General features: G+C 70.6%; 18 protein-coding genes. 9 read left to right on the forward strand and 9 right to left on the reverse strand.

Annotation, left to right across the window (positions count from 1 at the left end; all coding sequences use genetic code 11):
• Positions 1–49 precede the first annotated feature (49 nt).
• The 6 genes from MCHT01_RS16280 to MCHT01_RS16305 all read right to left on the reverse strand — a co-directional run bounded on the left by MCHT01_RS16280 (position 50) and on the right by MCHT01_RS16305 (position 5,100).
• Positions 50–877, reverse strand: coding sequence for a LytR/AlgR family response regulator transcription factor (locus tag MCHT01_RS16280; protein ID WP_067066439.1), 828 nt, complete (start codon positions 875–877; stop codon positions 50–52).
• An 11-nt stretch (positions 878–888) separates the two neighbouring features.
• Positions 889–1,359, reverse strand: coding sequence for a hypothetical protein (locus MCHT01_RS16285; RefSeq protein WP_067066441.1), 471 nt, complete (start codon positions 1,357–1,359; stop codon positions 889–891).
• Entirely contained in the window at positions 1,356–2,867 is a 1,512-nt protein-coding gene (locus MCHT01_RS16290) for a sensor histidine kinase (RefSeq protein ID WP_067066442.1), read from the reverse strand. The genes MCHT01_RS16285 and MCHT01_RS16290 overlap by 4 nt, the downstream gene beginning before the upstream one ends.
• 272 nt (positions 2,868–3,139) lie before the next feature.
• Complete coding sequence (locus tag MCHT01_RS16295) at positions 3,140–3,709, reverse strand: YceI family protein (RefSeq protein ID WP_067066444.1); 570 nt, start codon at positions 3,707–3,709, stop codon at positions 3,140–3,142.
• A gap of 94 nt (positions 3,710–3,803) precedes the next feature.
• A complete protein-coding gene (locus MCHT01_RS16300; protein WP_067066569.1) occupies positions 3,804–4,376 on the reverse strand; it encodes a YceI family protein in 573 nt (190 codons plus the stop codon).
• Between the two features lie 178 nt (positions 4,377–4,554).
• Positions 4,555–5,100 carry a cytochrome b gene (locus MCHT01_RS16305; RefSeq protein ID WP_067066571.1) on the reverse strand — a complete coding sequence of 182 codons (546 nt, stop codon included), beginning with the start codon at positions 5,098–5,100 and terminating at the stop codon, positions 4,555–4,557.
• A 365-nt stretch (positions 5,101–5,465) separates the two neighbouring features.
• On the opposite strand from MCHT01_RS16305, the gene MCHT01_RS16310 reads away from it, so the two are divergent.
• From MCHT01_RS16310 to MCHT01_RS16330, 5 genes are all read left to right on the forward strand, one after another.
• Complete coding sequence (locus tag MCHT01_RS16310) at positions 5,466–6,044, forward strand: HD domain-containing protein (protein ID WP_067066446.1); 579 nt, start codon at positions 5,466–5,468, stop codon at positions 6,042–6,044.
• Positions 6,045–6,391: 347 nt separating this feature from the next.
• Positions 6,392–8,227, forward strand: a complete 1,836-nt coding sequence (locus tag MCHT01_RS16315) for an ATP-binding response regulator (protein ID WP_067066447.1) — start codon at positions 6,392–6,394, stop codon at positions 8,225–8,227.
• Positions 8,187–12,350, forward strand: coding sequence for an alpha/beta fold hydrolase (locus MCHT01_RS16320; protein WP_067066449.1), 4,164 nt, complete (start codon positions 8,187–8,189; stop codon positions 12,348–12,350). The genes MCHT01_RS16315 and MCHT01_RS16320 overlap by 41 nt, the downstream gene beginning before the upstream one ends.
• A complete protein-coding gene (locus tag MCHT01_RS16325; RefSeq protein WP_067066451.1) occupies positions 12,347–14,092 on the forward strand; it encodes an alkaline phosphatase D family protein in 1,746 nt (581 codons plus the stop codon). Before MCHT01_RS16320 ends, MCHT01_RS16325 begins: the two co-directional genes overlap by 4 nt.
• On the forward strand, positions 14,089–15,633 hold the full coding sequence (locus tag MCHT01_RS16330; RefSeq protein WP_067066452.1) for a CYTH domain-containing protein: 1,545 nt from the start codon (positions 14,089–14,091) through the stop codon (positions 15,631–15,633). The genes MCHT01_RS16325 and MCHT01_RS16330 overlap by 4 nt, the downstream gene beginning before the upstream one ends.
• 55 nt (positions 15,634–15,688) lie before the next feature.
• Here the strand turns inward: MCHT01_RS16330 and MCHT01_RS16335 are convergent, their stop codons facing one another.
• From MCHT01_RS16335 to MCHT01_RS16345, 3 genes are all read right to left on the reverse strand, one after another.
• Positions 15,689–16,423 carry a site-2 protease family protein gene (locus MCHT01_RS16335; RefSeq protein ID WP_067066454.1) on the reverse strand — a complete coding sequence of 245 codons (735 nt, stop codon included), beginning with the start codon at positions 16,421–16,423 and terminating at the stop codon, positions 15,689–15,691.
• 16 nt (positions 16,424–16,439) lie between these two features.
• The gene (locus MCHT01_RS16340) at positions 16,440–17,354 is read right to left on the reverse strand and encodes a DUF2167 domain-containing protein (RefSeq protein ID WP_067066456.1); all 915 of its coding nucleotides are present in this window, start codon (positions 17,352–17,354) and stop codon (positions 16,440–16,442) included.
• 234 nt (positions 17,355–17,588) lie between these two features.
• Positions 17,589–21,149, reverse strand: a complete 3,561-nt coding sequence (locus tag MCHT01_RS16345) for an indolepyruvate ferredoxin oxidoreductase family protein (RefSeq protein ID WP_067066458.1) — start codon at positions 21,147–21,149, stop codon at positions 17,589–17,591.
• Between the two features lie 194 nt (positions 21,150–21,343).
• Here MCHT01_RS16345 and MCHT01_RS16350 point away from each other — a divergent pair, with 194 nt between their 5' ends.
• From MCHT01_RS16350 to MCHT01_RS16365, 4 genes are all read left to right on the forward strand, one after another.
• A complete protein-coding gene (locus MCHT01_RS16350) occupies positions 21,344–21,916 on the forward strand; it encodes an Lrp/AsnC family transcriptional regulator (protein ID WP_084452789.1) in 573 nt (190 codons plus the stop codon).
• 330 nt (positions 21,917–22,246) lie between these two features.
• Positions 22,247–23,131, forward strand: coding sequence for an EamA family transporter (locus MCHT01_RS16355; RefSeq protein ID WP_067066461.1), 885 nt, complete (start codon positions 22,247–22,249; stop codon positions 23,129–23,131).
• Positions 23,131–23,934 carry a zinc metalloprotease gene (locus MCHT01_RS16360; RefSeq protein ID WP_067066462.1) on the forward strand — a complete coding sequence of 268 codons (804 nt, stop codon included), beginning with the start codon at positions 23,131–23,133 and terminating at the stop codon, positions 23,932–23,934. The genes MCHT01_RS16355 and MCHT01_RS16360 overlap by 1 nt, the downstream gene beginning before the upstream one ends.
• Before the next feature lie 142 nt (positions 23,935–24,076).
• Positions 24,077–24,835 (forward strand): hypothetical protein, encoded by a 759-nt coding sequence (locus MCHT01_RS16365; RefSeq protein ID WP_148661565.1) that lies wholly within the window; start codon positions 24,077–24,079, stop codon positions 24,833–24,835.
• The last annotated feature ends 87 nt before the right edge of the window (positions 24,836–24,922 follow it).

Here is a 24,922-nt window from a genome sequence, read left to right on the forward strand (position 1 = left end):
GCTATGGCGAGGATCTGCAACACCGCCCGCCACCCGATCCGCGGTCGCGTTACATGCCTTTGAAGAGGTGGGTGTAGCTGCGGCTGACCTCCAGCTTCTCGTCGAGTCCACGCACGCCCACCAGCTGGCGGCCGCGGAAGTCGCGGCTGATGCCGTTGATCGCCTTCACGTTCACCAGCGTCGAGCGGTGGATCTGCCAGAACAGCTGCGGGTCCAGCTCGTCCACGAGTTCCTTGATCGGCTTGCGGATCAAGGCCTCGACCGTCGAGGTCTGCACGCGGGTGTACTTCTCGTCGCTGATGAAGAACAGCACGTCCTCCACCGGGATCATCTGGATGGTCTGGCCCACCGAGGCCTGGATCCACTGCAGGTACTTGGGCGCGCCGCCCGTGTTGTTCACCCGCGCCGACAGCGAGTGCAGCAGCTGCTGCAGCGTGCCGTTGCTCGGGCCCTCGGGCTCGACCTCGCCCGCCCGCTGGGCCAGGCGCTTCTTGATGCGCTCCACGGTGACCAGCAGGCGGTCCCGCTCGGCGGGCTTGAGCACGTAGTCGCACACGCCCTGCTCGAAGGCCTCGACCGCGTATTGGTCGTAGGCGGTGATGAAGACGATCTCGGGCAGGGCCCAGTCGTCGTCGTCGGGCAGCTGGGCGATCTGCTTGGCGGCCTCGACGCCGGTCAGGCCCGGCATGCGGATGTCGAGGAAGACCAGGTCGGGCTTGTGTTCCTTGACCAGCTCGACGGCCTCCAGGCCGTTCTTGGCCTCGGCGACGATCTGCAGGTCGGGCCAGACCTCGGCGATGCGGCTGCGCAGCTGTTCGCGCATCAGGCGTTCGTCGTCGGCCAGGACGGCGCGGGGGGCGGAGGTGGTGTCGCTCATGGGGGGCGATGTTAGGTCAGCGAGGGCTCGGTCGGCGCGGCCGGTCCGGCCGCCAGCGAGGGGGAGGTGGCCTGGGTCGCCGCGGGGGTCGGGGCGACCGGCTTGCGCGGCTTGTCGCGCACCAGCAGCCAGACGATCAGGCCGACGAAGATCGCCGGCGCGCCTAGCACCGCGCCCACGCTCAGCAGGGCCACGATGCCGGCCAGCAGCAGGCCGCCCAGGATCAGCAGCGGCAGGCCCAGGCCCAGCAGCAGCACCAGCGGCACCACCAGGCACATCACCAGGAAGGCGATCATGAGGCCCAGGCCCGCGCCGAAGGCATCGGCCAGGTCCATGCCGGACCACATGAAGTCGTTGCCGTCGATGGTCAGGTGGCCATGCGGCAAGTCGGAGAGGAAGCCCAGCACGCTGAAGCCCAGGATGGACGAGAAGGCCATCATCGCGAGCCCCAGGACGAGGACGATCTTGAACAGCGTTTTCATGCGTGTGCTCCTTGTTCCTGCGCTTGATGGGCCGTCCGGTACGGGACGGTGATGGTGACGACGGTGCCGCTGGGCTGGTTCTCCGCCACGGTGAGGCTGGCGGTCCGGCCGTAGAGCAGGGTCAGGCGTTCGCGGATGTTGGCCAGGCCCACGCCGGTGCCGGAGGTCGCCGCGCGGCCGAAGCCCAGGCCGGTGTCGGCGACGGTGACCTGCAGCTTGCCGTGCACGATCTCGGCCTTCAGCGTCAGGCTGCCGCCCTCCGCCTTGGGCTCCAGGCCGTGCTTGATGGCGTTCTCGACCAGGCTCTGGATCATCATGGGCGGGAACTCCGCCGAGAGCAGGCCGTCGGGCACGTCGATGCGGCTGACCAGGCGCTCCTCCATGCGGACCTGCAGGATCTCCAGATAGGGCCGGATCACGGCCATCTCGCGGCCCAGGTCGCGCACGCCGGTGGCGTTGGTCTCGCGCATGGTGGGCATGGAGGCCCGCAGCAGCGCGATCAGGTTCTTCTGCATCTGCGAGGCGCGCGGCGGGTCGGTCTCGATCAGGTGGTCGATGGAGGCCAGGGTGTTGAACAGGAAGTGGGGCTCGACCTGGGCCTGCATCGCGGCCATCCGGGCCTCGACGACCTGGCGGCGCAGCGACTCGGCCTCGGCGGTCTCGGTGGCCTTGGCGGCCTTGACCTCCGCCTGGAGCCGGCCCTTGTAGGTCGCCTTGATCAGCGCGGAGGCCAGCACGATCAGCACCGCCAGCTTGTCCAGGAAATCGCCCAGGTGCACGGTGCGGTAGCGGGTCTTGCGCGAGGTCTCGCGCTGCGCCTGCTCCAGTTCCTGGCGCGCCTCGTCGGCATCGGCCTTGGCCTGGCGGGCGTCTTCGGCGGCTTCCTCGAGGGCGCGCTTGGCTTCCTCGACCGCGGACCGCACCGCTTCGCGCTGCTTCTCATTGGGCAGCCGGATGTCGAGGGAAGGCAGGCCGGTGGCGTCGGTCGCGTCCGCGTCCGAGGCGGCGGACGCGGCGCTGGCGGCCGTCATGCCGGGCGCGCTGCGCGGCAGGATGCGCACGCCGCGGCTGTCGATCTGGACCTCGTAGCGCAGGCCGTTGACGTCGACGATGGAGCGGCTGTCGGACCCGGCCTTGGCGGCTTCCTTGGCGGCCTGCTTGGCCGCTTCCTTGGCCTTCTCGATCCGCGCGCTGCGGGCGTCGTCGTCGGTGTCGTCCGAATCCTCGGACTTCTGGGCCTTGCGCTCCTTGCGCAGGTCCTTGGGCGCGGCGGGCTTGGAGTGGATGGTCTCGGTGGTCTCGACCGGCAGCTGCCAGCTGAAGGAGAAGGGCGGCAGCGTCTGCAGGATGTTGGCGCCGATGATCAGCAGCACCGCCAGCAGCGAGAAGCGCTTCCAGGTGATGGTCACCAGCCAGCTGCCGTAGGCGTGGAAGCCATGTTCGGCCGCCTTCATGAAGGCTTGCCAGCGCTGGCGCAGGGGCGTGGGGGAGGGGATCGGCGCGTTCATGGGGGGACCTGTCGTATGGCTTCGCACTGTACGCAAGTCCCTCCGGCGCCCAGGCGGCCCGGCGACGCGCCGTGCGGTCGGCGGGATGGACTGCAGTGATCGGCGACAGGCCGGAAGGCCCGCCGGATCCCGGTGGCCGGGGCGCCCGGCCGGGCCGGGAATCCGTCACGGCCGGCGGTCACGCGCCGCGCGGCCGGCCCTCATGCGAAAGGCCCGCCGAGGCGGGCCTTTCATCGGGCGTCGGGATCGCATGGATCCCGCGGCGTCGGGGCTTACTGCTTGATCGCCTCGACCTGGATCACGACCTTGACGTCCTTGGGGAAGCCATAGGCCACGCCGTAGTCGGCGCCGAACTGGGTGCGGTCGAAGGTGGTCTCGAAGTCGCCGCCGCAGACTTCACGCTTGAGCATCGGGTTCTCGTAGCAGTTGAAGTTGTCGGCCTTCAGCGTCACGGGCGCGGTCTTGCCCTTGAGCGTCAGCTCGCCGTCGATCGACGAGACCTTGTCGCCGGTGAAGTTGAACTTCGTGCTGACGAACTTGGCGGTCGGGAACTTGGCGGCGTCGAAGATCTCGGCGCTCTTCAGGTGGCCGTCGAACTTGGAGAAGCCGGTGTTGATGCTGTCCATGTTGATGGTGATCTCGACCTTGCCGGTCTTGGCCGCCTTGTCCAGCTGCACGGTGCCTTCCTTCTTGTCGAAGCGGCCGCGGTTGGTCGAGGTGCCGAAGTGGCGCATCTCGAAGGTGGCGTAAGTGTGGGTCGGGTCGATCGCGTAGTTGGCGGCTTCGGCCTGGGCCAGGCCGGTCACGGCGATCAGGGAGGCCAGCAGCAGGGCTTTCTTCATGGTGGGTGGGTCCTGTTGGAACAGTGAGAGTGAGGAACGGTGGAACCGGGCGGACCCGGACCGGTTGGGGGGAACTTGTCGGGGCGAGGGCGGCTTACAGCGGGCCCATGCCGGTGATGGCGAGCTTGAACTTCACCTGCACGTCGTTGGCGACGATGGAGGTGTCCTTCCACTCGCCGTCACCGATCTTGAAGTCCAGGCGCTTCATCGCGAAGGCACCGGTGGCGGTGGTCGTGCCACCGGCCTGCGTCAGCGCGACCGGCACCACGGTGTCGTGCACCTGGCCCTTGATGCTCAGCTTGCCGGCGACCTCGAACTTGCCGCCGCCCAGCGCCTTGATGGACGTGCTCTGGAAGGTGGCGGTCGGGATCTTCTTGGTGTCGAACCAGTCCGGCTTGACCAGCTCCGCGTCGGTGGCGGCGTCGCCGATGGTGGCGCTGCCCAGCTCGATCGAGAAGCTCACCTTGCCGGCGGCCGCGTTCTTCGGATCGAAGGCCAGCTGGGCATCGAACTTCTTGAACTTGCCTTCGACCGGCACGCCCATCTGGCGGAAGGTGAAGCCGATGTCGCTCTGCGCGGGGATCAGCTTGGCGGCGGCGGCCGGGGCCGCCGCGGGCGCCGCCGTCGTCGTCGCGGCGGGCTTGGCCGCCGGCTTGGTCTGGGCCATCGCCGGCGCGGCCAGGATCAGCGCGGCGCTCAGCACCGACAGGGCGGTGACGGAGAAGTGGGTGGCCAGTCGTTTCGTCATGAGAGTCCTCTTCAATGCGGTGAGGTCTTGAGGGAGCGAGGCTCGCGTCGGGACGCGAGGGTCAGGTCTTGTCTGGGGTGATCCTGGAGCGCCGCGCTCAGGCGCGGCCCGGGAGCATGCGCTGGAGCAGGCCGTCCTTGTCGATGACGACGTGCTTGACCACGGCGCCGAGATGGGCAAGCACCAGCAGGCCCAGCCCGTAGGCGAAGAGGCCGTGCACTTCCTTGAGCGTGGCGGCCAGCGCCTTGTCCGGCGACACGAAGTCAGGCAGTTGCAGCACGCCGAACCACACGATCGGGAAGCCGGCCGCCGAGCTGTAGGCCCAGCCGCTCAGCGGCACCGCGAAGAAGGCGGCGTAGAGCAGCCAGTGCACCGCGTGGGCGCCGAACTTCTGCCAGCCGGGCATCGGCAGGTCCGCCGGCGGGCGATGCGACAGGCGCCACAGCAGCCGCAGCGCCGACAGCGCCAGGATGGTCACGCCGGCCCACTTGTGCCAGTTGAACAGCTTGAGCCGCGTCATCGAGAAGGGGAGGTCGGCCATGTACCAGCCCACCGAGAAGGTGCAGATGATCAGGATCGCCAGCAGCCAGTGGAAGCCCATGGCCAGGCCGTCGTAGCGGGTCTTGGCGGGCTTGCCGGTCATGACGGGGGGAACCGGCGGCGCGGCCTGGGCCGGCGCGGCGGCCGGGATCGGCTCGACGGGCGCGGGCGCGGCGGGGGCGACCGTCGCGGGCACCGGGCTGCCGGCGGGGAGAGAGGCGTTGTCGTCGATCGTGCTCATGGCGGGCTCGCGTCCTTGGGAGAAGTCCTGGGGCTGGCGGGAGATCCAGGGCGTCCGGAATGGGAGCAAGTGTCCGCGCGCCGCACACCCTGTCGGTTCACCGGAACTGAGGTTACTGTTCAGTCGATTTGAATGTAAACCCCTGGGACGCTTCACAGATCCGTCATGGCCCGCATCGAGACTGGCGGCCGCTCCGGTAGGGAGCCGAGAGTTCGGAAGGATTGGCCATGGACCTGATCGCCAAGATCGAGGCGCTGTTCGAGCGCCGCGGTCATCTGCAGTACGGCGACGAGCGTCGCGAACCCGTGACCGCGCTGGAGCACGCCTTGCAATGCGCCCAGTTGGCCGAGTGGGCGCATGCGGAGCATAGCCTCGTCGTGGCGGCGCTGCTGCACGACATCGGACAACTGATGGACGGCGCGCCGACGGCGCCGTTGCGGGACGACCAGCACGAGCTGACCGCGCTCCCCCTGCTGCGCGCGGGCGGCTGCGGCCCGGACGTGCTGGAGCCCATCCGGCTGCATGTCGCGGCCAAGCGCTACCTGGTCAGCACCGATCCCGCCTACGGTCCCAGCCTGTCCGACGCCTCGCGCCACAGCTTGGCGCTGCAGGGGGGGCCGATGAACGGCGAGGAGCGGACGATCTTCATGGCCCATCCGCATGCTGCCGCCTCGCTGCAGCTGCGCCGCTGGGACGACCTGGCCAAGCGGCCGGGCATGCGCACCCCGCCGCTGAGCTACTACCTGGCGCTGCTGGACGAGCTGCTGCGGGACACGCGTGTGCCGCGCCGGCTGAGCATCGCGTGAGTCCACCCCCGTCTCCCTCTTGAGGGGGATTCCGGCCATCGGGAGGCCTTTGCATACTGGCTCCCGATCGCGCGCTGCCTGGACCTCAGCGTCGTGATCAAGGGGAGGAGTGCTATGCCGACCTACCAAAGCCCATCAGGGCGGCGGTGGTCGGCATAGTTTTATCTGGCGCCGGCAACCTGCCGTGTCATCCGTGTCAGGCGCCACGCTCCCCTCGGGACGTGCTCACAGCTTGCGTGCCAACCGCCCTGGCGAGCGCCAGCCGTTCGCGGCCCCGCTTGGGGTGATCGGGGAGGGCGAGCTATATTGCCGGCCCAGTACAAGGTTTACAAAAAACATGCATTTCCATGCGCGGCAGCGGCCAGGCGCTGCCCCCTCCGGCCATGGCGGGTGAACGCAGCGCCGAACAGGCGAGCGTCGACCTCGAACTGCTGCGCCTGATCGGCAAGCAGGGCCGGCGCGTCCCCTATCCCGTGGGCATCGCGGCCTTCGCGCTGGCGCTGATGGCGTCCAACGTCGTGTCCGCGTGGATCGCCTTCGGCTGGCTGGCGCTGGCGTACACCGTGCTGGCCGCCCGCTGGGCCCTGCTGGGCCGTCTGCCGGAAATGCATCAGCGTCCGCTCGAGCAGCGCCTGAACTGGGCCGTCCTGCTGAGCCTGGTCAACGGCGTCACCTTCAGCCTGTCGCTGATCGTCGCGCCCCACTTCAGCGATTTCCAGCGCATGGTGCAGACCATCGTGCTGCTGGGCCTGTGCGCCGGGGCCGTGGCGACCACCGCCGGCCATCGCGTCGTGTTCCAGGTCTTCCTGTGGCCGGTGACGGTCGCCAACGCGCTGGCCTGGGGGCTGTTCCACGACTCGGGCGACTACCGCTGGCTCGACGGCCTGCTGGCCGCCTTGATCATCTTCTTCGGCGTGATCCTGACCGGCCTGGCGCGCGACACCTACCGCGTGTTCGCCGAGTCCGTCCTCATCCGCCTGCAGCAGATCAAGAGCAACCAGCAGCTGCGCGCCGCGCTGTCGCAGGCGGAATCGGCCATGGCGGCCAAGACGCGCTTCCTGGCCTCGGCCAGCCACGACCTGCGCCAGCCCATGCACACGCTGTCGCTGTTCGGCGCGGCGCTGGACAAGCGCCCGATGGACGACGAAGGCCGCGTCATCGTCACGCAGATGAACCTGGCGCTGCAGTCGCTGTCCTCGCAGATGGACGCGCTGCTGGACATCTCCAAGCTGGACGCCAACGTGGTGCCGGTGAACAACCAGGTCTTCGCGCTCCAGCCCTGGCTGGCGCGGTTGCAGCGGGAGTTCCAGCCGGTGGCCCTGCGCAAGCAGCTGCTGCTGCGCCTGGACTGCCCGCCCGAGGCCTGCGTCGAGAGCGACCCGGTGCTGCTCGAGCGTGTGGTGCGCAACCTGATCGACAACGCGATCAAGTACACGCAGCGCGGCGAGGTGGCCGTCGAGGTCAGCCGCGGCCAGGACGAGGACGTGTGGCGCCTGTCGGTGCGCGACACCGGCCTGGGCATCCCCGAGCACGAGCAGGCGCGCATCTTCGAGGAGTTCTATCAGGTCGGGAATCCCGAGCGCGACCGCGCCAAGGGTCTGGGCCTGGGGCTGTCCATCGTCACGCGTCTGGTGGACCTGCTGGACCTGCACCTGGCGCTGCGCTCGGCGCCGGGCCACGGCTCGAGCTTCATGCTGAACGTGACCGCCGCCGACATCAGCGCCGTGCGCCCCGACGCGGCGCCGCGCCACGGGCCCTCGCTGCCGCCGGTGCGGGTGCTGGTGATCGACGACGAGGAGCCGGTCCGCGTGGCCATGCACGCGCTGCTGAGCGCGCACGGCTGCCAGGTGCTGGTGGCCGGCTCGACGCGCGAGGGCCTGCTCAAGAGCATGGGTCAGCAGCCCGATCTGCTGCTGACCGACTTCCGGCTGCGCGGCGGCGAGGACGGCATCAGCGCCGTCCGCTCCCTGCGCAGCGCCTTCCCGGGCCTGCCGGCGCTGCTGATCAGCGGCGACACCGCGCCCGAACGCCTGCGTGACGCCCACCAGGCCGGACTGACCCTGCTGCACAAGCCGGTCACGGAGGAACAGCTGATTAACGCGATGCAGGCCGCGCTGGCCGAGCACCGCAGGGAGGGTTCCGATGTCACGTCCGTTCGAGGAGGCGCCGCCAGCCCGGCCTGATCGCGCCTCGTCTTCACCCCCCGCGCCGCCGGCCGATCCCGGCGGCGCGCGTCCGTTCGCCGCGCCCGACGCGGCCGATGCCTCCACACGCGCGCGCGCCTCGGCGTCGCGGGACGACGCGCGCCCCTTCGGCACGCGCTGGTTGTCGCGGCCGCTCGAGGACTGGATGGCCGAGCGCTACGCCGAGCCCGAGCCCGGCCCCGCGGCGGTCGACGTGCTGGTCGTGGGCAGCGGCTACGGCGGCGCGGCCGCGGCCCATGCGCTCGCCGGCCGGCGCGATGCCGAGGGGCGAGCGCAACGCCTGGTCGTGCTCGAGCGCGGCCGCGAGTACCTGCCGGGATCCTTCCCCAACCGCTTCGCCGAGCTGGCCGGCCACGTGCGCCTCGCCACGGCCGGCGGCGATTCGCCGGCGGGTCGGCGTGAAGGGCTCTTCGACCTGCGCATCGGCCCCGACGTCTGCGTCGCGCTGGGCAACGGTCTGGGCGGCGGCTCGCTGATCAACGCGGGCGTGATGGAGCGCCCCGATCCGGGCGTGTTCCGCGAGCCCGGCTGGCCCCAGGTCTTCCTGGACGAGGACCTGACGCCCTGGTTCGAGCGCGCCGAGCGCCACCTGGGCGTGCGCGACGCCGACGGCGACAACACCATCGAGCGCCTGCGCGGCCACAAGCCGCGCCGGTTGGAGGCGCTGCGCGCGCTGGATCCCGCGCGCACGCGGCCGGTGCGCATCCAGGTGGCCTTCGACGAACAGCCGCGCGGCGCGGCGGCCTGGGCGCATCGCGCCTGCACCGCCTGCGGCGACTGCGCCACCGGCTGCAACCACGAGGCCAAGCAGTCGCTGGACACCAGCCTGCTGCTGCAGGCCTGGCGCCAAGGCGCCGAGCTGGTCTGCGGCGCCAGCGTCGAGAGCCTGGAGGCGGTGCCCGGTGTCGGCTGGCGCGTCCGGGTGCAGCACACCGACGAGCTGCTGCGCGATCGACAGGGCGAGCCCTTCGAGGTCATCGCGCGCCGCGTGGTGCTGGCCGCGGGCAGCCTGGGATCGACCGAGATCCTGATGCGCTCGCGCGATCGCGGGCTACCGCTGTCGCGGATGCTGGGCCAGGCCTTCTCGGCCAACGGCGACGTGATCACCGTCGGCCACGACCTGCCGAAGGCGGTGCACGCCGTCGCCGACGAGCGCCAGCCGGCGCGCGCCCGCGAGGTCGGCCCCACCATCACCGCGATGCTGTCGGCGGGCACCGACCATGTGGTGCAGGACCTGGCGATCCCCGGCGCGCTGCGGCCGCTCTTCGAGGAGAGCTTCGCGCTGGCCGGCACGCTGGACGCGCTGAGCCGCGCCAATGCGGGGCCGCACGAGGAGCGCGAGGACTTCGACGACCCCTTCGCGGTGCGGCCCTCGGTGACCGACCGCTACCTGCCCATGGCCATCATCGGCCGCGACAGCGGCACCGGCCGGTTGACGCTGAAGGACGGCTGCGAGGAACCCGGCAGCCTGCAGGTCGCCTGGCCCGGGTTGCGCGACGAGCCCGCGGTGGCGCGCCGTCACGAGCTGCTCGAGCGCCGCCTGCGGCCGCTGGGCGCGCGGCTGCTGCGCAATCCGATGTGGCAGCTGCTGCCGCAGGAGATGGCCTTCCTGATGTCGGGCGCGCGCGGGCCGATGATCAGCGTGCATCCGCTGGGTGGCTGCTCGATGGGCGACATCGGCGCGGACGGCGTCGTCGATTCCCACGGACGCGTCTTCGCGGGCGAGGGCGTCGCGGTCCACGAGGGGCTGGTCGTGCTCGATGGCGCGATCGTGCCGACCTCGCTGGGCATCAATCCGGCGCTGACCATCAGCGCGCTCGCGGAGCGCGCGCTCGATCGGCTGGTGACGCTCTGGGGCCTGGACGGCGCCGCTCCCGCGCCGACGCGCCGGGAACGTGTGCGACCGCGCTTCAGCGATGTCGCGCGCGACGAGGCCGCCCCCGACTCGCCCACGATCGTCGAGGTGCGCGAGCGGCTGGGCGGCTTCGTGCGCTGGCCCGGCGCGACGGGCTCGCCGCTGAAGTACCTGGAGCTGTGCTTCGTCTATCAGCCCAAGGCGGTGGCCGAGCTGCTGCGGCCGGGGCCCGCGCGCAAGCTGGTCTCGGCGCCCGGCAGCATGCTGCGCGTGTTCGAGGCCCGCGAGACGCGGCCCGGGCACTTCGAGATCGTCGGCCCGCGCGCCGGCGACGGCCGCCTGTGGCCGCACGTCGAGCGCGGCGACGACAACGCGCTGTTCACCGTGCCCATCGTGGCGGGCGAGCTGGCGATCTTCCAGCGCGAGGCCTCCAGTCCGCTGCGACGCCACGCGCGCGGACTCTGGGCCTGGTTCATGAACCGCGGCCTGCGCGACAGCTGGCAGGGTCTGGTCGACTGGGCCGGCGGCCGCAGCGCGCCGAAGGCGCCGGGGGATCCGTCCTCGGGCGTGTGGGCCCGCATCGTCAACGCCTGGCATCTGTCGGGCCACGCGGGCGAGGCGCGCCTGATGCGCTACACCGTCCGCATCGACGACACGGCCGAGTTGCCCGCGTGGGCGCAAGGCCTGCGCCACAAGACGCTGGGCGGGTACAAGCGCATCAGCTACACGCGGCGCGGCAATCCGTGGGCGCAGCTGAGCCGCATGAAGCTCGAGCCGGTGGCCGGCCTAGCGCCGCCGCCGGGGGCGCGCGACATCCAGCTCGACCTGGACCTGCACCACCTCGCGCGCGAGCGCATGCCGCTGCTGCGCATCCGCCAGGCGCGCGACATCCCGTCGGGCGTGCGGGACGTCGGCGCGCTGATGGCCTACATCGCGCGCATGACCCTCGGTCTGCATGTGTGGACCTTCCGCAAGCCCGACACGCCGCCGCCGCGCCGCATCGACCGGCTGCCGGGCAGCGTGCCCGGCCTGCCCGAGCCCACCGTCATCGAGATGGCCACCGGCCGCTGGGGCGATGCCGGCGCGCAGCGCCAGGACCTGGACCGCCCCGCGCGCGACGACGACGACCGGCCGGTCATCGTCCGCCTGACCCGCTACGCGCGGACCGGCGGCACGCCGGTGCTCTTCCTCCACGGCTACAGCGCGAGCGGCACGACCTTCGCGCACCACTCGGTGCAGCCGGGGCCGGCCAAGCTGCTGTGGGACCAGGGCTACGACGTGTGGATCGTGGACATGCGCACCAGCGCCGGCCTGCCCACCGCGAAGCTGCCCTGGACCTTCGAGGAGGCCGCCTTCAACGACATCCCGCTGGCCGTCGACCGGGTGCTGCGCGAGACGGGTCGTGAGCGACTGCATGTCTTCGCGCACTGCATGGGCTCGGTGATGCTGCACATGGCGCTGCTGGAGCCGCGCGAGCAGCCCTGGGAGCGCTTCTACGCGCTGCGTCGCGGGCTGATGGGGAAGATCTCGAAGCTGGTGATCTCGCAGGTCACGCCGCTGATGGTGATGTCGCCGACGAACAGCCTGCGCGGCGTGCTGATGCAGTACCTGCGGCCCTACCTGCCGTTGCAGGACTTCGCCTTCCGGCCCGAGGGCCAGCCCTCGCTGCTCGACCAGGTGACCGACCGGCTGCTGTCCAGCCTGCCCTACCCGGACGCGGAGTTCGACATCGAGAACCCGCCCCCCTGGCCGATCTGGAAGATGAAGCGCACGCCCTGGACGGGGACGCGGCATCGGATGGACCTGCTCTACGGACGCGACTTCGCGATCACCAACGTCGACCAGCCGGTCTTCGATTTCATCGACGATCACTTCGGCCCGCTGAACATGGACACGGTGGCGCAGGCGGTGCACTTCGCGCGCTGTCACGAGATCACCGACTGGCAGGGCGCGAGCGTCTATCTGGACAGCCTGGCCAAGAGCCTGGCGATGCTCAAGTCCTTCCCGGTGCTGTCGCTGCACGGCGAGCAGAACGGCCTGTGCAGCGCCGACAGCGCCGAGCTGCTGGCCGACTACTACGCGCAGTCGGCCCCGGGCCGCTACCACTACCGCGTCATCGCGGGCCACGGCCATCAGGACTGCCTGATCGGCCGCGACATCGAGACCAAGGTCTTCCCCTACGTGCTGGCCTTCCTGGCCGACGAGCACGGCGATCGCGACGGGGCGCGGGAAGGAGAGGGCACATGAGCACGATCACCGCGCCGATGGTGGGCACGACCCTGCAGGCGCTGACGGCGCCGCCCGCGCGCGAGGTCGAACGGACCTTGCTGGTCTGCGCCGACGCGCCCTGGCATCGCGTTGAGCATGCCGCGCCCGAGGGCGACCGGGTGCCGCTGCTCAGCGCGCTGCGGCCGGAGCGCGGCTGGCCGCACTGGCTGCTGCGCGTGCCGATGCGGTGGTGCGGCGACTCGCGCTTCGAGCGCCTGGCCGATGTCGACTGGCAGGTCGAGGCCTTCGTGCCGCCCGCGCTGGGACAGCCGGGCGAGCCCTGGCGCTTCTCGCTCGACGTGACGCGCTTCCCGCCGCCCGCGCCGCGCGCGGGTCGCGCGGCGCCCGAGGACCTGCCCCTCGAGATGAACGGGCTTCTGCTGCTCGGGCTCTATCTGGAGCCGCGCGCCGTCGCGATGGAAGGCGAGCGCCAGGGCGTCATGCACGAGCTCGACCGCGAGGAACTGCGCCAGCAGGTCGACGGGGCGCTGGAGGAACTGCTCGCGCTGCCGCCGCATCGCTGGGCGCACGGCTTCGTGCCCTCGCCGGGCGAGCCCGACGCGCAGGACCGCGCGGCGGCGCAGGCCGATGGCGCGGAAGAGGCCGAGGGCGTGTGCTTCGTCGTGGCCGCCTGCCAGTACCCGCCGGGCATCCTGGACGTCAGCCCCGGCTGCGAGCTGGACCCGGCGCAGGCCGGACCCGCGCTGGCCGCGATGGCCCGCATGCACCGCTTCGCGCGCTCGACGACGCTGGGGCGGCGTTGCTCGCTGGTGCTGTTCGCGGGCGATCAGATCTACGCCGACGCGAGCGGCGGGCTGGCCGACTCGCGCAGCGGCGTCGAGCGGTACGCCCGCAGCTACAACGAGTTCAAGGCCGGTCCGGCGCGCCTGCTGCCGCCGACGGTGGCCCGCGTGGTCCATGGCATCGACGATCACGAGATCATCGACAACTGGGAGCCCGGCCATCGCGACGGCAACGGGCCCTGGTTCCAGGTGGCGCGCCAGGCGGCCTGGGATCACCGCTGGGAGGCCGGCGCGCGCGTCGGCGGCCCCGAGACCCTGTGGCACGACTTCGACTGGCGCGGCGCGTCCTTCTTCATCGCCGACGCGCGCTGCGAGCGCGAGGCCCGGCGCGTCGCGAACTGGTCGACGGCGCGGATGTGGTCCGCGGTGCAGCGCGACGCCTTCGCCGAGTGGCTGGGCCGCAGCGCGGGCCGGCGGCGCTTCATGCTGTGCGGCTCGCTGCCGTTGCCGCGGCGACGCACGACGGCGGAGCATCCGGCCAGCAGCCTGCGCTCCGACGCCTGGGACGGCTACCCGCACAGCCTGCACGAGCTGCTCGGCGAGATCTGGCGCGCGCGCGCCGCCGGGCTGACCTTCCTGTCCGGCGACGAGCACCGCTCGGGCTGGGTGAGCGCCGAGATCTCGGCGGTCGACGGCGAGGCCGCGCCGGTGCGCATCCACTCGGTCCACAGCTCCGCGCTCTATGCGCCGTGGCCGTTCGCGATCACGGCCGCGGAGGAACTCGCCGCGCCGGAGGCCTTCGAGTTCGACGGACCCGACGGGCGGCGCCTGCGCTGCGTGGTCAGCGCCTGGGACGATCACCCCGGCGACGGCTTCGCGGTGCTGCGCGTGCGAGGGAGTGCGGTGGAGCTGTGGTTCGATCGGGCAGGGGCGCCGGTGGACGATGGGGAAACCCCCCATGCGACACTCCCCCGATGAACGAAATCGAGCTCCGCTTCCAGATCCCCGAATCGCAATGGCCGGCCGTGCGGCGCTGGGTCGCGGGGGATGCCCGGTCCACCCCGGTACAGGAGCGGCTGCAGGCCTCCTACTTCGACACCGTGGATCGCGACCTGGCCCATGCGGGCTTCGCGCTGCGCCTGCGTCGCGAGGGCGAGGTCTGGGTGCAGACGCTCAAGGGCGCCGCGCCCGACGGCATGACGCGCCTGGAGCACAACGTGCCGCTGGGCGCCGAGGCGCCCACGCTCGACGTGGCCCGTCACGCGGACCATCCCGCCGGACAGGCGCTGCAGCAGCTGCTGGCCCGACTGCCCGAGGGCGCGCTGCAGCCGCTGTTCCGCACCGACATCACCCGGCTCTCGCGCTCGATGCGCACGAAGTTCGGCACGGTCGAGCTGGCGCTCGATCACGGCGCGCTGCTCGCCGGCGAGGGCGACACGCTGCGTTCGACGCCGGTGTCCGAAGTGGAGATCGAGCTCAAGAGCGGCGAGGCCCGCGCGGTGCTGGAAGTCGCGCGCCAATGGGCGGTCGAGCGCTTCGGCCTGACGCTGGAGCTGCGCACCAAGGCGCTGCGCGGCGACCTGCTCGCGCGCCAGCTGGATTGCGCGCCGGTCTCGGTCTCGTCCGCCCTTCACTGGACCGGCGACATGAGCCGCGACGACGCGCTGCACGTGCTGCTGCGCGAGTCGCTGGAGCCCATCGTCGGCAACGCCTCGCAGATCGCCAGCGGCCGCCACCAGCCGGAGCACCTGCATCAGCTGCGCGTCGGTCTGCGTCGCCTGCGCGCGGGTCTGCGCCTGCTGGCCGAGGACGGGGACGTCGCGCTGCAGGCGCTCGCGGACGGCGCGGGCGCGCTGTCGCGCGACCTCACCGTGGCCCGCGACGCCGATGCCCAGGCGGAAGCCGCGTGGCGCGTGGCGATGCTCGCCGCGTGGCACGCCGAGCGGCCGTCGGCCGCCGTGGAGTCCGGGACCGCTCGACCCGTCGACGTCGCCGCGCTGCTGCACGCGAGGAACGTGCAGGGCTGGATGCTCGCGATCATCGGCTGGCTGGCCCGCCCGGCGCCCGAGACGCACGAGGACCTGGCCATCGTCCACGCGCGCATCGACGCGTGGCGCGCCGCGGCCGACCAGCAGATCAAGCGCTTCGATCGACTCGACACCGAGGGGCGACATCATCTGCGCCGTCGCCTGCGCAAGATCCGTCTGGCGCTCGAGCTCGCGATCGCGCTGCCGGGCGGCGCCGCCGGCGCTCGTCTCTCGAAGAAGGCCTTGGCGTCGCGCGGGCGGCTGCTCGCGCAGGTGCACGAGGCGCAGCAGAGGCTGGGCGCGCTGAACGATCTGGAGGTCGGACTCGCCGAGGCGCGCGAGCAGCTCGCGCTGGCCATGGCCCGGGGCGACGTGCCTGCCGCCGCGCAGGCGGGCTTCGCGCTGGGCTATCTGCGGCCGCGTCAGGCGCAGGCGCTGGAGAAGGCGGCCAAGGCCGTCGGCCGCGTCAAGCCGGTCGGCCGCAAGGGCTGATCCCGGACACCATCGACGGGCGCGCGCCGCGTCGACGGTCCCCGGGAGGGGCGCGTCAGGCGCCGCCGCGGAGGTGACGCAGGCCGCCGAGCATCTCGTGCACGTCGTGCGTCATGACGGCGAGGAAGGCCGCCAGGCCGATGTAGTAGGCGGCGTACTCCCACTTCACGCGGGTCGGGACCGCATAGTAGGTGAGGGCCTCCTCCGAATCGGCCCGGTACTTCCAGGCCTTCATCAGCTGCGGCGCGGCCAGCAGCGCGATCACCAGCAGCATCGGGCTGGGCCGGTACAGGAACAGCGCGATCAGCACCGGCACGCCCGCGAACCAGATCCGCGGCGACAGCACCGCGGTGATGCGGCCGCCGTCGAAGGGCGACAGCGGGATCAGGTTGAACAGGTTCAGGAAGAAGCCGGCGTAGGACACGGCCAACAGCCAGTCCAGGTCCCAGCTGCGCGCCAGCAGGTAGCAGACGGTGGCGCCCACGGTGCCCAGCAGCGGCCCGCCCAGGCCGACGTAGGCCTCGGTCTGCGCGTCGTGCGGCATCTGCTTGAGCTCCACCCAGGCACCGACGAAGGGGATGAAGGTCGGCAGTCCGACGTTCAAGCCCTTCTGGCGCGCCGCGATGAAGTGCCCCATCTCGTGCACGAACAGCAGCGCGATGAAGCCCACCGCGTAGCGCCAGCCGAAGATCCAGGCATAGACCAGCACCGACAGCAGCATGGTCCCGCCGCTGAACAGCAGCTTGCCGAACTTGGCGCCGGAGAAGAGCAGCAGCAAGAGCTTGATCATGTCGGGCGCCGTCCGGTCAGACCGTCTCTTCGCTCTTCTTGCGACCGAAGAACTTCATGATCGCGCCGCCGAAGCCGACCACCGCCAGCACGATGATCTTGGCGAACTTCAGGAAGAAGGCGCCGATCACCGCCAGCAGGCCCAGCTTCTTCGCGCCCACGCCCAGCACCAGCGCGGCCAGGCCGTACTCGGCGACATGGTCGGTGCTGGCGTTGAAGTCGGCGTAGCGCTTGCCGTTGTCGAACTCCAGCGCGCCCAGCAGCTGCTGCGCGTCGGCCTTGTACTTGGGCAGGTCGTCCAGGCCGGTGACCAGGTTCAGGCTCATGTAGCCCTCGCGGCCCAGGGCGTAGGTGTTGTAGTTGACGCCGGCCGGCTCGTTGGCCGGCGCGCCCACTTCGCGCGACTTCATCGCCCAGACCAGGCGGTGCGTGTCGGCCGCGTAGGTCGGCTCCTGCGCCCAGCCGGTGATCTCCAGCGCGCGGCCGCCCATCTTCTTGCGCTCCTCGTTGCTGGCCTCGGTGCCTTCCTTGAAGCTCTTGAGCATGTCGGCGGCGTCCCAGTGCTTGGCGTCGTCGTCCTTGATGTAGCCGGACTTCTCGAAGCGCATCGTCACGAACCAGTCGCCGTCGCCGCGCGGGAACACGATGCCGGCCAGGTCGCTGTAGTCGCCGGGGTTGCCCATCGCGTGCATCAGCTTGGCGGCGTGCGGCTGCGGGATGTAGACCTTGCCCTCGGGCAGGTGCAGCACGGCCTGGCCGGACAGCTTCACGTCCTGCGGACCCTTGACGATGTCGTTCTGGGCGGCGGCGATGACCTGGGCGAACTCGTTGTCGCCGGCCTGGGCCGAGGCGCCGGTGGCAGCCAGCAAGGAGGCGCCGAGCGCCAGGGCGCCGGCCAGGGTCCGCATCCAGCGGAAGGGGGTGGTGGTCATTGGAGTTCTCTCCCTCGAAAAGCCCCCGGGGGTGGGGCATGTATGGCCTCTGCGCGGGCCGAAGGGTGCGAGTCTATCGATGCGAGCCGCAGGGAAAACCTCGGTTCCCCCAACAGAGGGTCACCGGATCCGCACGGATCGCCCCAATGAGACACGGCCCGCCCGGAGATCCGGAGCGGGCCGTGGGGACCCCCGTCGCACGCGCCGCGTGGCGCGTCGGTGCTGCCGTACGGCTTACGCCGCGTCCTGCCAGCGCTTGGTCAGCTGGGCCCACTTCAGGCGGGCCGCCTTGACGTTGCGCTCCTTCACGTGGCCGTAGCCGCGGATGTCCTCGGGGATGCGGGCCAGGTCGACCGCCACCGGCAGGCGATCGGCGCTCAGGCCCTTGGCGAGCACGGCCTCGATGGTCGCGCGGTAGTCGACGATCAGCTGGCGCTCCATCTTGCGTTCCTCGGTGCGACCGAAGGGATCGAAGGCGGTGCCGCGCAGGCCCTTCATCTTGGCCAGCACGCCCATCGCCGGACGGATCCAGGCGCCGAAGGGCCGCTTCTGCGCCTCGCCCTTGTCGTTGGTCTTGGCCAGCATCGGCGGGGCCAGGTGATGCACGACCTTGAAGTCGCCCTCGAACTGCGCCTTGATGCCTTCCAGGAACTTCGGATCGGTGTGCAGGCGCGCGACTTCGTACTCGTCCTTGTAGGCCATCAGCTTGAACAGATAGCGCGCGACCGACTCGGTCAGGCGGGTGCTGTTCAGCGGGGCTTCCGCGGCGCGGACCTTCTCGACGAAGGCGCGGTACTGGTCGGCGTAGGCCGAGTCCTGGTAGCCGATGAGGAACTCGACGCGCTTGGCGATCAGCTCGTCCACGCCCTGGCGCTTGACGAAGTTGATCACCTGCTGCGCGGCGAACAGCGACTTCACCGCGGCCAGGTCATGGGCGCAGCGACGGCCCCATTCGAAGGCCGCCTTGTTGTTGTCGACCTGCACGCCGTTGAGCTCGATGGCGCGCATCAGCGCGGCGTGGCTCAGCGGGACGCGACCCTTCTGCCAGGCGAAGCCCAGCATCAGCGGGTTGGTGTACAGCGAGTCGCCCAGCAGCTTCACCGCGACCTCTTCCGCGTCGAACATGCCGACGTGCTCGTTGCCCACGGCCTTGGCGATCGCGGCCTCGCAGGCGTGGCCCGGGAAGGACCAGTCGGCGTTGTTGACCAGGGTCGCGGTGGGGGAGCCGTGCGTGTTCAGCGCGACATAGCTGCGGCCCTCACGCATCACGGCCAGCGTCGTCTTGTTGGCGGCGACGATGGAATCGCAGGCGATGACCAGGTCCGCCTCGGCGGTGCCGACCTTGGTGCAGTAGATCGCGTCCGGGCTGTTGGCGATCTGGATGTGGCTCCAGGTCGCGCCGCCCTTCTGCGCCAGGCCCGCGGCGTCCTGCGTGATGATGCCCTTGCCTTCCAGATGCGCGGCCATGCCCAGCAACTGGCCGATGGTGATCACGCCGGTGCCGCCGACGCCGGCCACGACGATGCCCCAGGCCTCGATCGCGTTGGGCACGGTGGGCTGCGGGATCGCGGGGAGCGAGGCGTCGAAGGGGCTGACGCGCTTGTCCTTCTTGGGCTTCTTGAGTTCGCCGCCCTCGATGGTGACGAAGCTCGGGCAGAAGCCCTTCACGCAGCTGAAGTCCTTGTTGCAGGTGTTCTGGTTGATCTGGCGCTTGCGGCCGAAGTCGGTCTCCAGCGGCTCCACCGACAGGCAGTTGGACTGCACCGAGCAGTCGCCACAGCCCTCGCAGACCAGCTCGTTGATGACGGTGCGCTTGGCCGGATCGACCATCTTGCCGCGCTTGCGGCGGCGGCGCTTCTCGGTCGCGCAGGTCTGGTCGTAGATGATGACCGTGGTGCCGGGGATCTCGCGGAACTGGCGCTGCAGCGCATCCAGCTCGTCGCGGTGATGCACGGTGACGCCGGCCGCCAGCGGCTTGCCGTCGTACTTCTCGGGCTCGTCGGTGACGATGATCAGCTTGGCCACGCCTTCGCTGATCAGGCTGTTCATGATCTGCGTGACGCTGTGGCCCTCGGGGCGCTCGCCGACCTGCTGACCGCCGGTCATCGCGACCGCGTCGTTGTAGAGCACCTTGTAGGTGATGTTCACGCCCGAGGCGATGGACTGGCGGATCGCGAGGATGCCGCTGTGGAAGTAGGTGCCGTCGCCGAGGTTGCTGAAGATGTGCTGCTCGGTGGTGAACGGGGCCTGACCGACCCAGGGCACGCCCTCGCCGCCCATCTGGGTGAAGGTGGCCGTGTTGCGGCCGGGCATCCAGGTGACCATGTAATGGCAGCCGATGCCGCCCACCGCGCGCGAGCCGTCAGGCACGCGGGTGCTGGTGTTGTGCGGGCAGCCGGAGCAGAACCACGGCGTGCGGTCCGCGCCGCCGGCGGTCTTCTCTTCCGACTTGAGCGACTGCTCCTTCGCGTCGATCAGCGCCACGCGCGCTTCCAGTCGCGCCGCGGTGTCCGCGTCCACGCCCAGCTTCTTGAGCCGCTTGGCGATGGCGCGCGCGATGATGGCCGGCGTCAGGTCGGCCTGCGGGCGCAGCAGCCAGTTGGTGCTGGGATTCGGACGCGACCATTCGCCGCCGCTCTGGTCGCCTTCGGTCTCGTCGAACTTGCCCAGCACGTTGGGGCGCACGTCGGGACGCCAGTTGTACAGCTCTTCCTTGAGCTGGTACTCGATCATCTGGCGCTTCTCCTCGATGACGAGGATCTCCTGCAGGCCCTGCGCGAAGTCGCGGGTGATGGTCGCTTCCAGCGGCCACACCACGTTGACCTTGTGCAGCCGGATGCCCAGGCGGCGGCAGGCGTCGTCGTCCAGTCCCAGGTCGTGCAGCGCCTGGCGCGTGTCGTTCCAGGCCTTGCCGGAGGCGATCAGGCCGATGCGGTCGTTGGGGGTGGAGATGACGTTGTGGTTCAGCTTGTTGGCGCGGACGTAGGCCAGCGCGGCGTACCACTTGAAGTCCATCATCCGAGCTTCCTGATCCAGCGGCGGATCGGGCCAGCGGATGTGCAGGCCGCCCGGGGGCATCTCGAAGTCCTCGGGCATGAGGATCTGGACGCGGTCCGGGTCGACGCTGACGCTGCTCGAGGACTCGACGATCTCCTGGATGGTCTTCATGCCGGACCACAGGCCGGAGAAGCGGCTCATCGCGAAGGCGTGCAGGCCCATGTCCAGGATTTCCTGGACGCTGCTGGGGAAGAAGACCGGGAAGCCGACCGCCTTGAAGACGTGGTCGCTCTGGTGCGCGGCGGTGGAGCTCTTGGCGATGTGGTCGTCGGCGGCGATGGCGATGACGCCGCCGTGCTTGGAGGTGCCGGCCATGTTGGCGTGCTTGAACACGTCGATGGAGCGGTCCACGCCGGGGCCCTTCCCGTACCACATGCCGAAGACGCCGTCGAACTTGTTCTTCTCGGGGAACAGGTCCAGTTGCTGCGTGCCCCAGACGGCGGTGGCGCCGAGTTCCTCGTTCACGCCGGGCTGGAAGACGATGTTCTGCTTGGCCAGGTGCTTCTTGGCGGCCATCAGCGCCTGGTCGTAGCCGCCCAGCGGGGAGCCGCGGTAGCCGGAGATGAAGCCCGCCGTGTTGAGACCGGCGATGGCGTCGCGGGTGCGCTGCAGCATCGGCAGGCGGACCAGCGCCTGGACGCCGCTCATGAAGGCGCGGCCCTCGTCGAGTGCGTACTTGTCGTCCAGCGTGACCTTTTCTAGCGCACGCAGGATGTGTTCGGGCAAGGGGGCGTTCATGCGGGGAGTCTCCTGATGGGTGGCTGACCTCGGTCCCCGCTTGTGACGGGGCCGTGTGCCTTGGCTGCCGACGCGTCGAGTATGGCGCCGTGAGTCCAGTGTAGGAAACAAGCCCGGGCGAGTGCTTGCTTGTTCTGCCCCGGCGGATGTCGTTTGAGCAAGAATCTTTCCCAGAACATCGACACGGAGACGAAATGGCATCGAAAAATGTGGCTTCAGGGAAAACCATGAGGCGCCCGGCGGGATCGCCGCCGGTCGAGGAGGCGGACGAGGGCGGCCCGGCGGGGGGCGAGCTGGACCGGTATCACGTGGCCATCCTGGCGGAGCTGCAGCGCGAGGCGCGGCTGTCGAATGCGGAGCTGGCGGCGCGGATCGGGCTGTCTCCGGCGCCGACGTGGCGGCGGGTCAGGTGGCTGGAGGAGCAGGGGTTCATCACGGGTTATCGGGCGGTGATCGATCGGCGGCGCTTGGGGCTGGGAGTGCTGGCCTTCGTGCGGGTGGATGCGGATCGGAACAACGGGTCGGCGACCAAGGAGCTGGAGGAGGCGATCCGGCAATTGCCCGAGGTGATCGCGTGTCACTACATCAGCGGGGCGGGGACCTTCGAGCTGGAGGTGATGGCGACGGATCTGGATGCGTTCAGCCGGTTCTCGATCGATACGCTGCTGAATCTGCCGAATGTGAAGGACATCCATACGAGCTTCTCGCTGGGGGAGGTGAAGGCGGGCGGGGCCTTGCCATTGGGGCATTTGAAGCCGAAGGGGTAGCGCGCTCGGTGGCCGGTGGCCCCCTCGCCCACGGAGTGGGAGAGGGCGGGGGGTGAGGGCCGTCGCAGGCTGCGGAGCGTCAATCGCAGGGGCTTTGCTTCGACGGGGGCTCTGGTCTGCGCCGGCCCTCACCCCAACCCCTCTCCCGCAAGCGGGCGAGGGGCAAGAAGACTCCCTCGCCCGCATAGCGGGAGAGGGATTCAAGGACACCGAGCGCCTTGGCGCTCGGCACTTCCGCTGTACTGGTCGCCCTCGCATCCCCCTGTACGGGGCGCTAACCGCGACCCGCTGGCATAGTCGGCGATCCCCCTCGCATCCGCTCCGGCCGCCATGACGCTTCCGCTCCGCCACTTTCTGCTCGCGCTGTCCGTGGTCGCCATCTGGGGCAGCAACTTCGTCGTCATCCGCTGGGGCCTGAACGCCTTCCCGCCGCTGCTCTTCGCGGCGCTGCGCTTCACCTTCGCCGCGATCCCGGCCATCTTCCTGCTCCCCAAACCCAAGATCGGCTGGCGCAACCTCGCGGCCTACGGTGGCTTCGTCGGCGTCGGCCAGTTCGGCCTGCTCTACCTGGCGATGCGCTCCGAGATCTCCCCCGGCCTCGCCTCGCTCGTGATCCAGACGCAGGTCTTCTTCACGCTGCTGCTGGCCATGCGCATGAGCGGCGAACGCGTCCAGGGCTTCCAGTGGCTGGCGCTCGCGATGGCCGCGGGCGGCATCGGCATCATCGCGTCGCACACCGACGGCTCCACCACGGTCCTGGGCCTGGCGATGGTCCTGGTGGCCGCCTTCAGCTGGTCCAGCGGCAACATCGTCGGCAAGCGCGCCGGCGCGGTGAACATGCTGGCTTACGTCGTCTGGAGTAGCGTCTTCGCCGCCCCGCCGCTGTTCGCGCTCTCGCTGATCGTCGAGGGGCCCCAGCAAATGGGCGAGGCGCTGCGCCACGCCGGCCTCGGCGCCTGGGCCGCCGTGCTGTGGCAATCGGTGGGCAACACGATCTTCGGCTACGGCGCGTGGAGCTGGCTGCTGTCGCGCCACCCGGCCGCGACCATCGTGCCGATGGCGCTGCTGGTCCCCGTCTTCGGCATGAGCTGCTCCGCGCTGCTGCTCGGCGAGGGCCTGCCCGGCTGGAAGCTGATGGCCGCCGCGCTGGTGATGAGCGGCCTGGCGGTCAACCTGCTGTGGCCGCGCGTGCGCGGCGTGTTGCGAGCCGCGTGATGACGCGCCGCGAGGCCGCCCCGTCTCCGGATTCGTCGACGCGCCGGTCGCTCGCCGGTCTGGCGGCGCGCAGCGCCTTGGCCGCCTTGATCGCGTTCGTCGCCTTCATCCTGGCCGCGGTGATGCTGCTGCTCGTTCCCACGAGCGCGAGCGCCCAGCTCGTGCCGCCCGAGAAGACCGAGCCACGCCAGCCCACGCTGCCCGCTCTCCGCGACCAGGAGATCGCCCAATGCCTGCCCGGCGAGATCCGCACCTGGGGCGATGGCCGCGATCGCCCGATCGCCACGCGCGCGCTGCGCTTCGCCTATCGGCATGAGGCCGCGCCGCCCTGGTTCAGCGAGGGGCAAGTCCTGACCCTCGTGCGCCAGTCCGCGCAAGCCTGGTCCGCTTGCGGCCTGCGCCTGGACGTGATCGCCGTGCCGCGCGGCCAGGTCCCGCCCGAGGACGCGATCCAGGTCCTCTGGAGCGACGCCGGCAGCCGCGGCCAGTTCGCGCTGGCCAACGTGACGGCCCGCAGCCTGTCCATCAGCCCCGGCCTCTTCGCGCTGCTGCGCGAGCGCAACCCCAAGTACCCCGCCGACCAGACGCTGCAGATGGTGCTGTCGCACGAGATGGGCCATTTCCTCGGGCTGATGGCGCACTCGCGGCGCTGCGTGGACACCATGTCCTACTACGACAACGGCAAGGGCGAGCGCTGCGCGCTGCGCGATCCGAAGAGCTGGGGCTCGGTGATCGAGTACCGGTCCATGCTGCCCACCGCCTGCGACATCGATCGCTGCAAGGCGCTCAACGCGCCGCGCTGAGCGCGCCGACCGCTGATCGCTGATCGCTGATCGCTGATCGCTGATCGCTGACCGCGCGGCGGCTCATGCGGCTCCCGCGAATCGCGCGAAGCGTCGCGGCCAGGGTGGCGCGGGCCACGGCACGCGGCGTATGCTGCCCCGCATGCATGCCCATCGCCGCCTCCCTCGCCGTCGCTTCTCGTCGCTCGGGGCGCTGATCGCCGCCGTGGCCCTGGCGCCGTCGCTGGCCTTCGCCGCCGGCCCGAAGCAGAACCTGCAGGTCGAGCTGCGCTGGGTCGAGTCCGAGCTCAGCCCCGCCGCCGTGTCCGGCATCCGCGATGGCGGCACGGTGGTGAGCACCGGCGGCAGCGTGTCCTCGCGCGGCGGGGTGACGCTCTCGACCGAGAACCGCGAGCAACGCCAGCAGCTGTTCCCGCGCATGCTGGTGCTCAACGGCTCGCAGGCCTCGTTCACGATGACCGAGACCACGCCGGTCCAGTGGGTGGACGTGGCCGTCGACCGGCAGCAGGGCGCGCAGGACCGGGTGGTCGTGGTGCCGCGTCAGGGCGTGTCGGAGCGGGTGCGCGGCTTCAGCGTCAAGCCGAACTGGCCGGGCGGCCGCAGCCCGGTCAATGTCGAGGTCCGCGCCACCGACCAGTCGCAACAGCCGCAGGGCCAGTACGGCGCGCAGTACGGCACCGCCGGGATGGGCTCGGCGGGCTACGGCACGTCGACCGTCGACCCGCAGCAGCGACCGTCCACCGACGTGCTGAGCACCGTGCAGGCGCCGCTGGGCGTGTGGGTCACCATCGCCCGTACCGGCAACGCGGCGATGCCGTCGCCGCGCGGTACCTACAGCACCCGCGACGCCGAAGTGCAGCGGCTGCGGGAACTCCAGTTGCGGGTCGACGTGGCGCCCTGAGCGGTCGGACTCCACCTCGCCGAGCCAGCCTGCCGCCAAGCCACCGAGCCATCGCATCGCCGCGTGATCCGCGGATCGGCGAAAGTG

It is taken from the genome of Mitsuaria chitosanitabida ATCC BAA-476 = NBRC 102408 (assembly GCF_001598255.1).
Classification (GTDB): domain Bacteria; phylum Pseudomonadota; class Gammaproteobacteria; order Burkholderiales; family Burkholderiaceae_C; genus Roseateles; species Roseateles chitosanitabidus.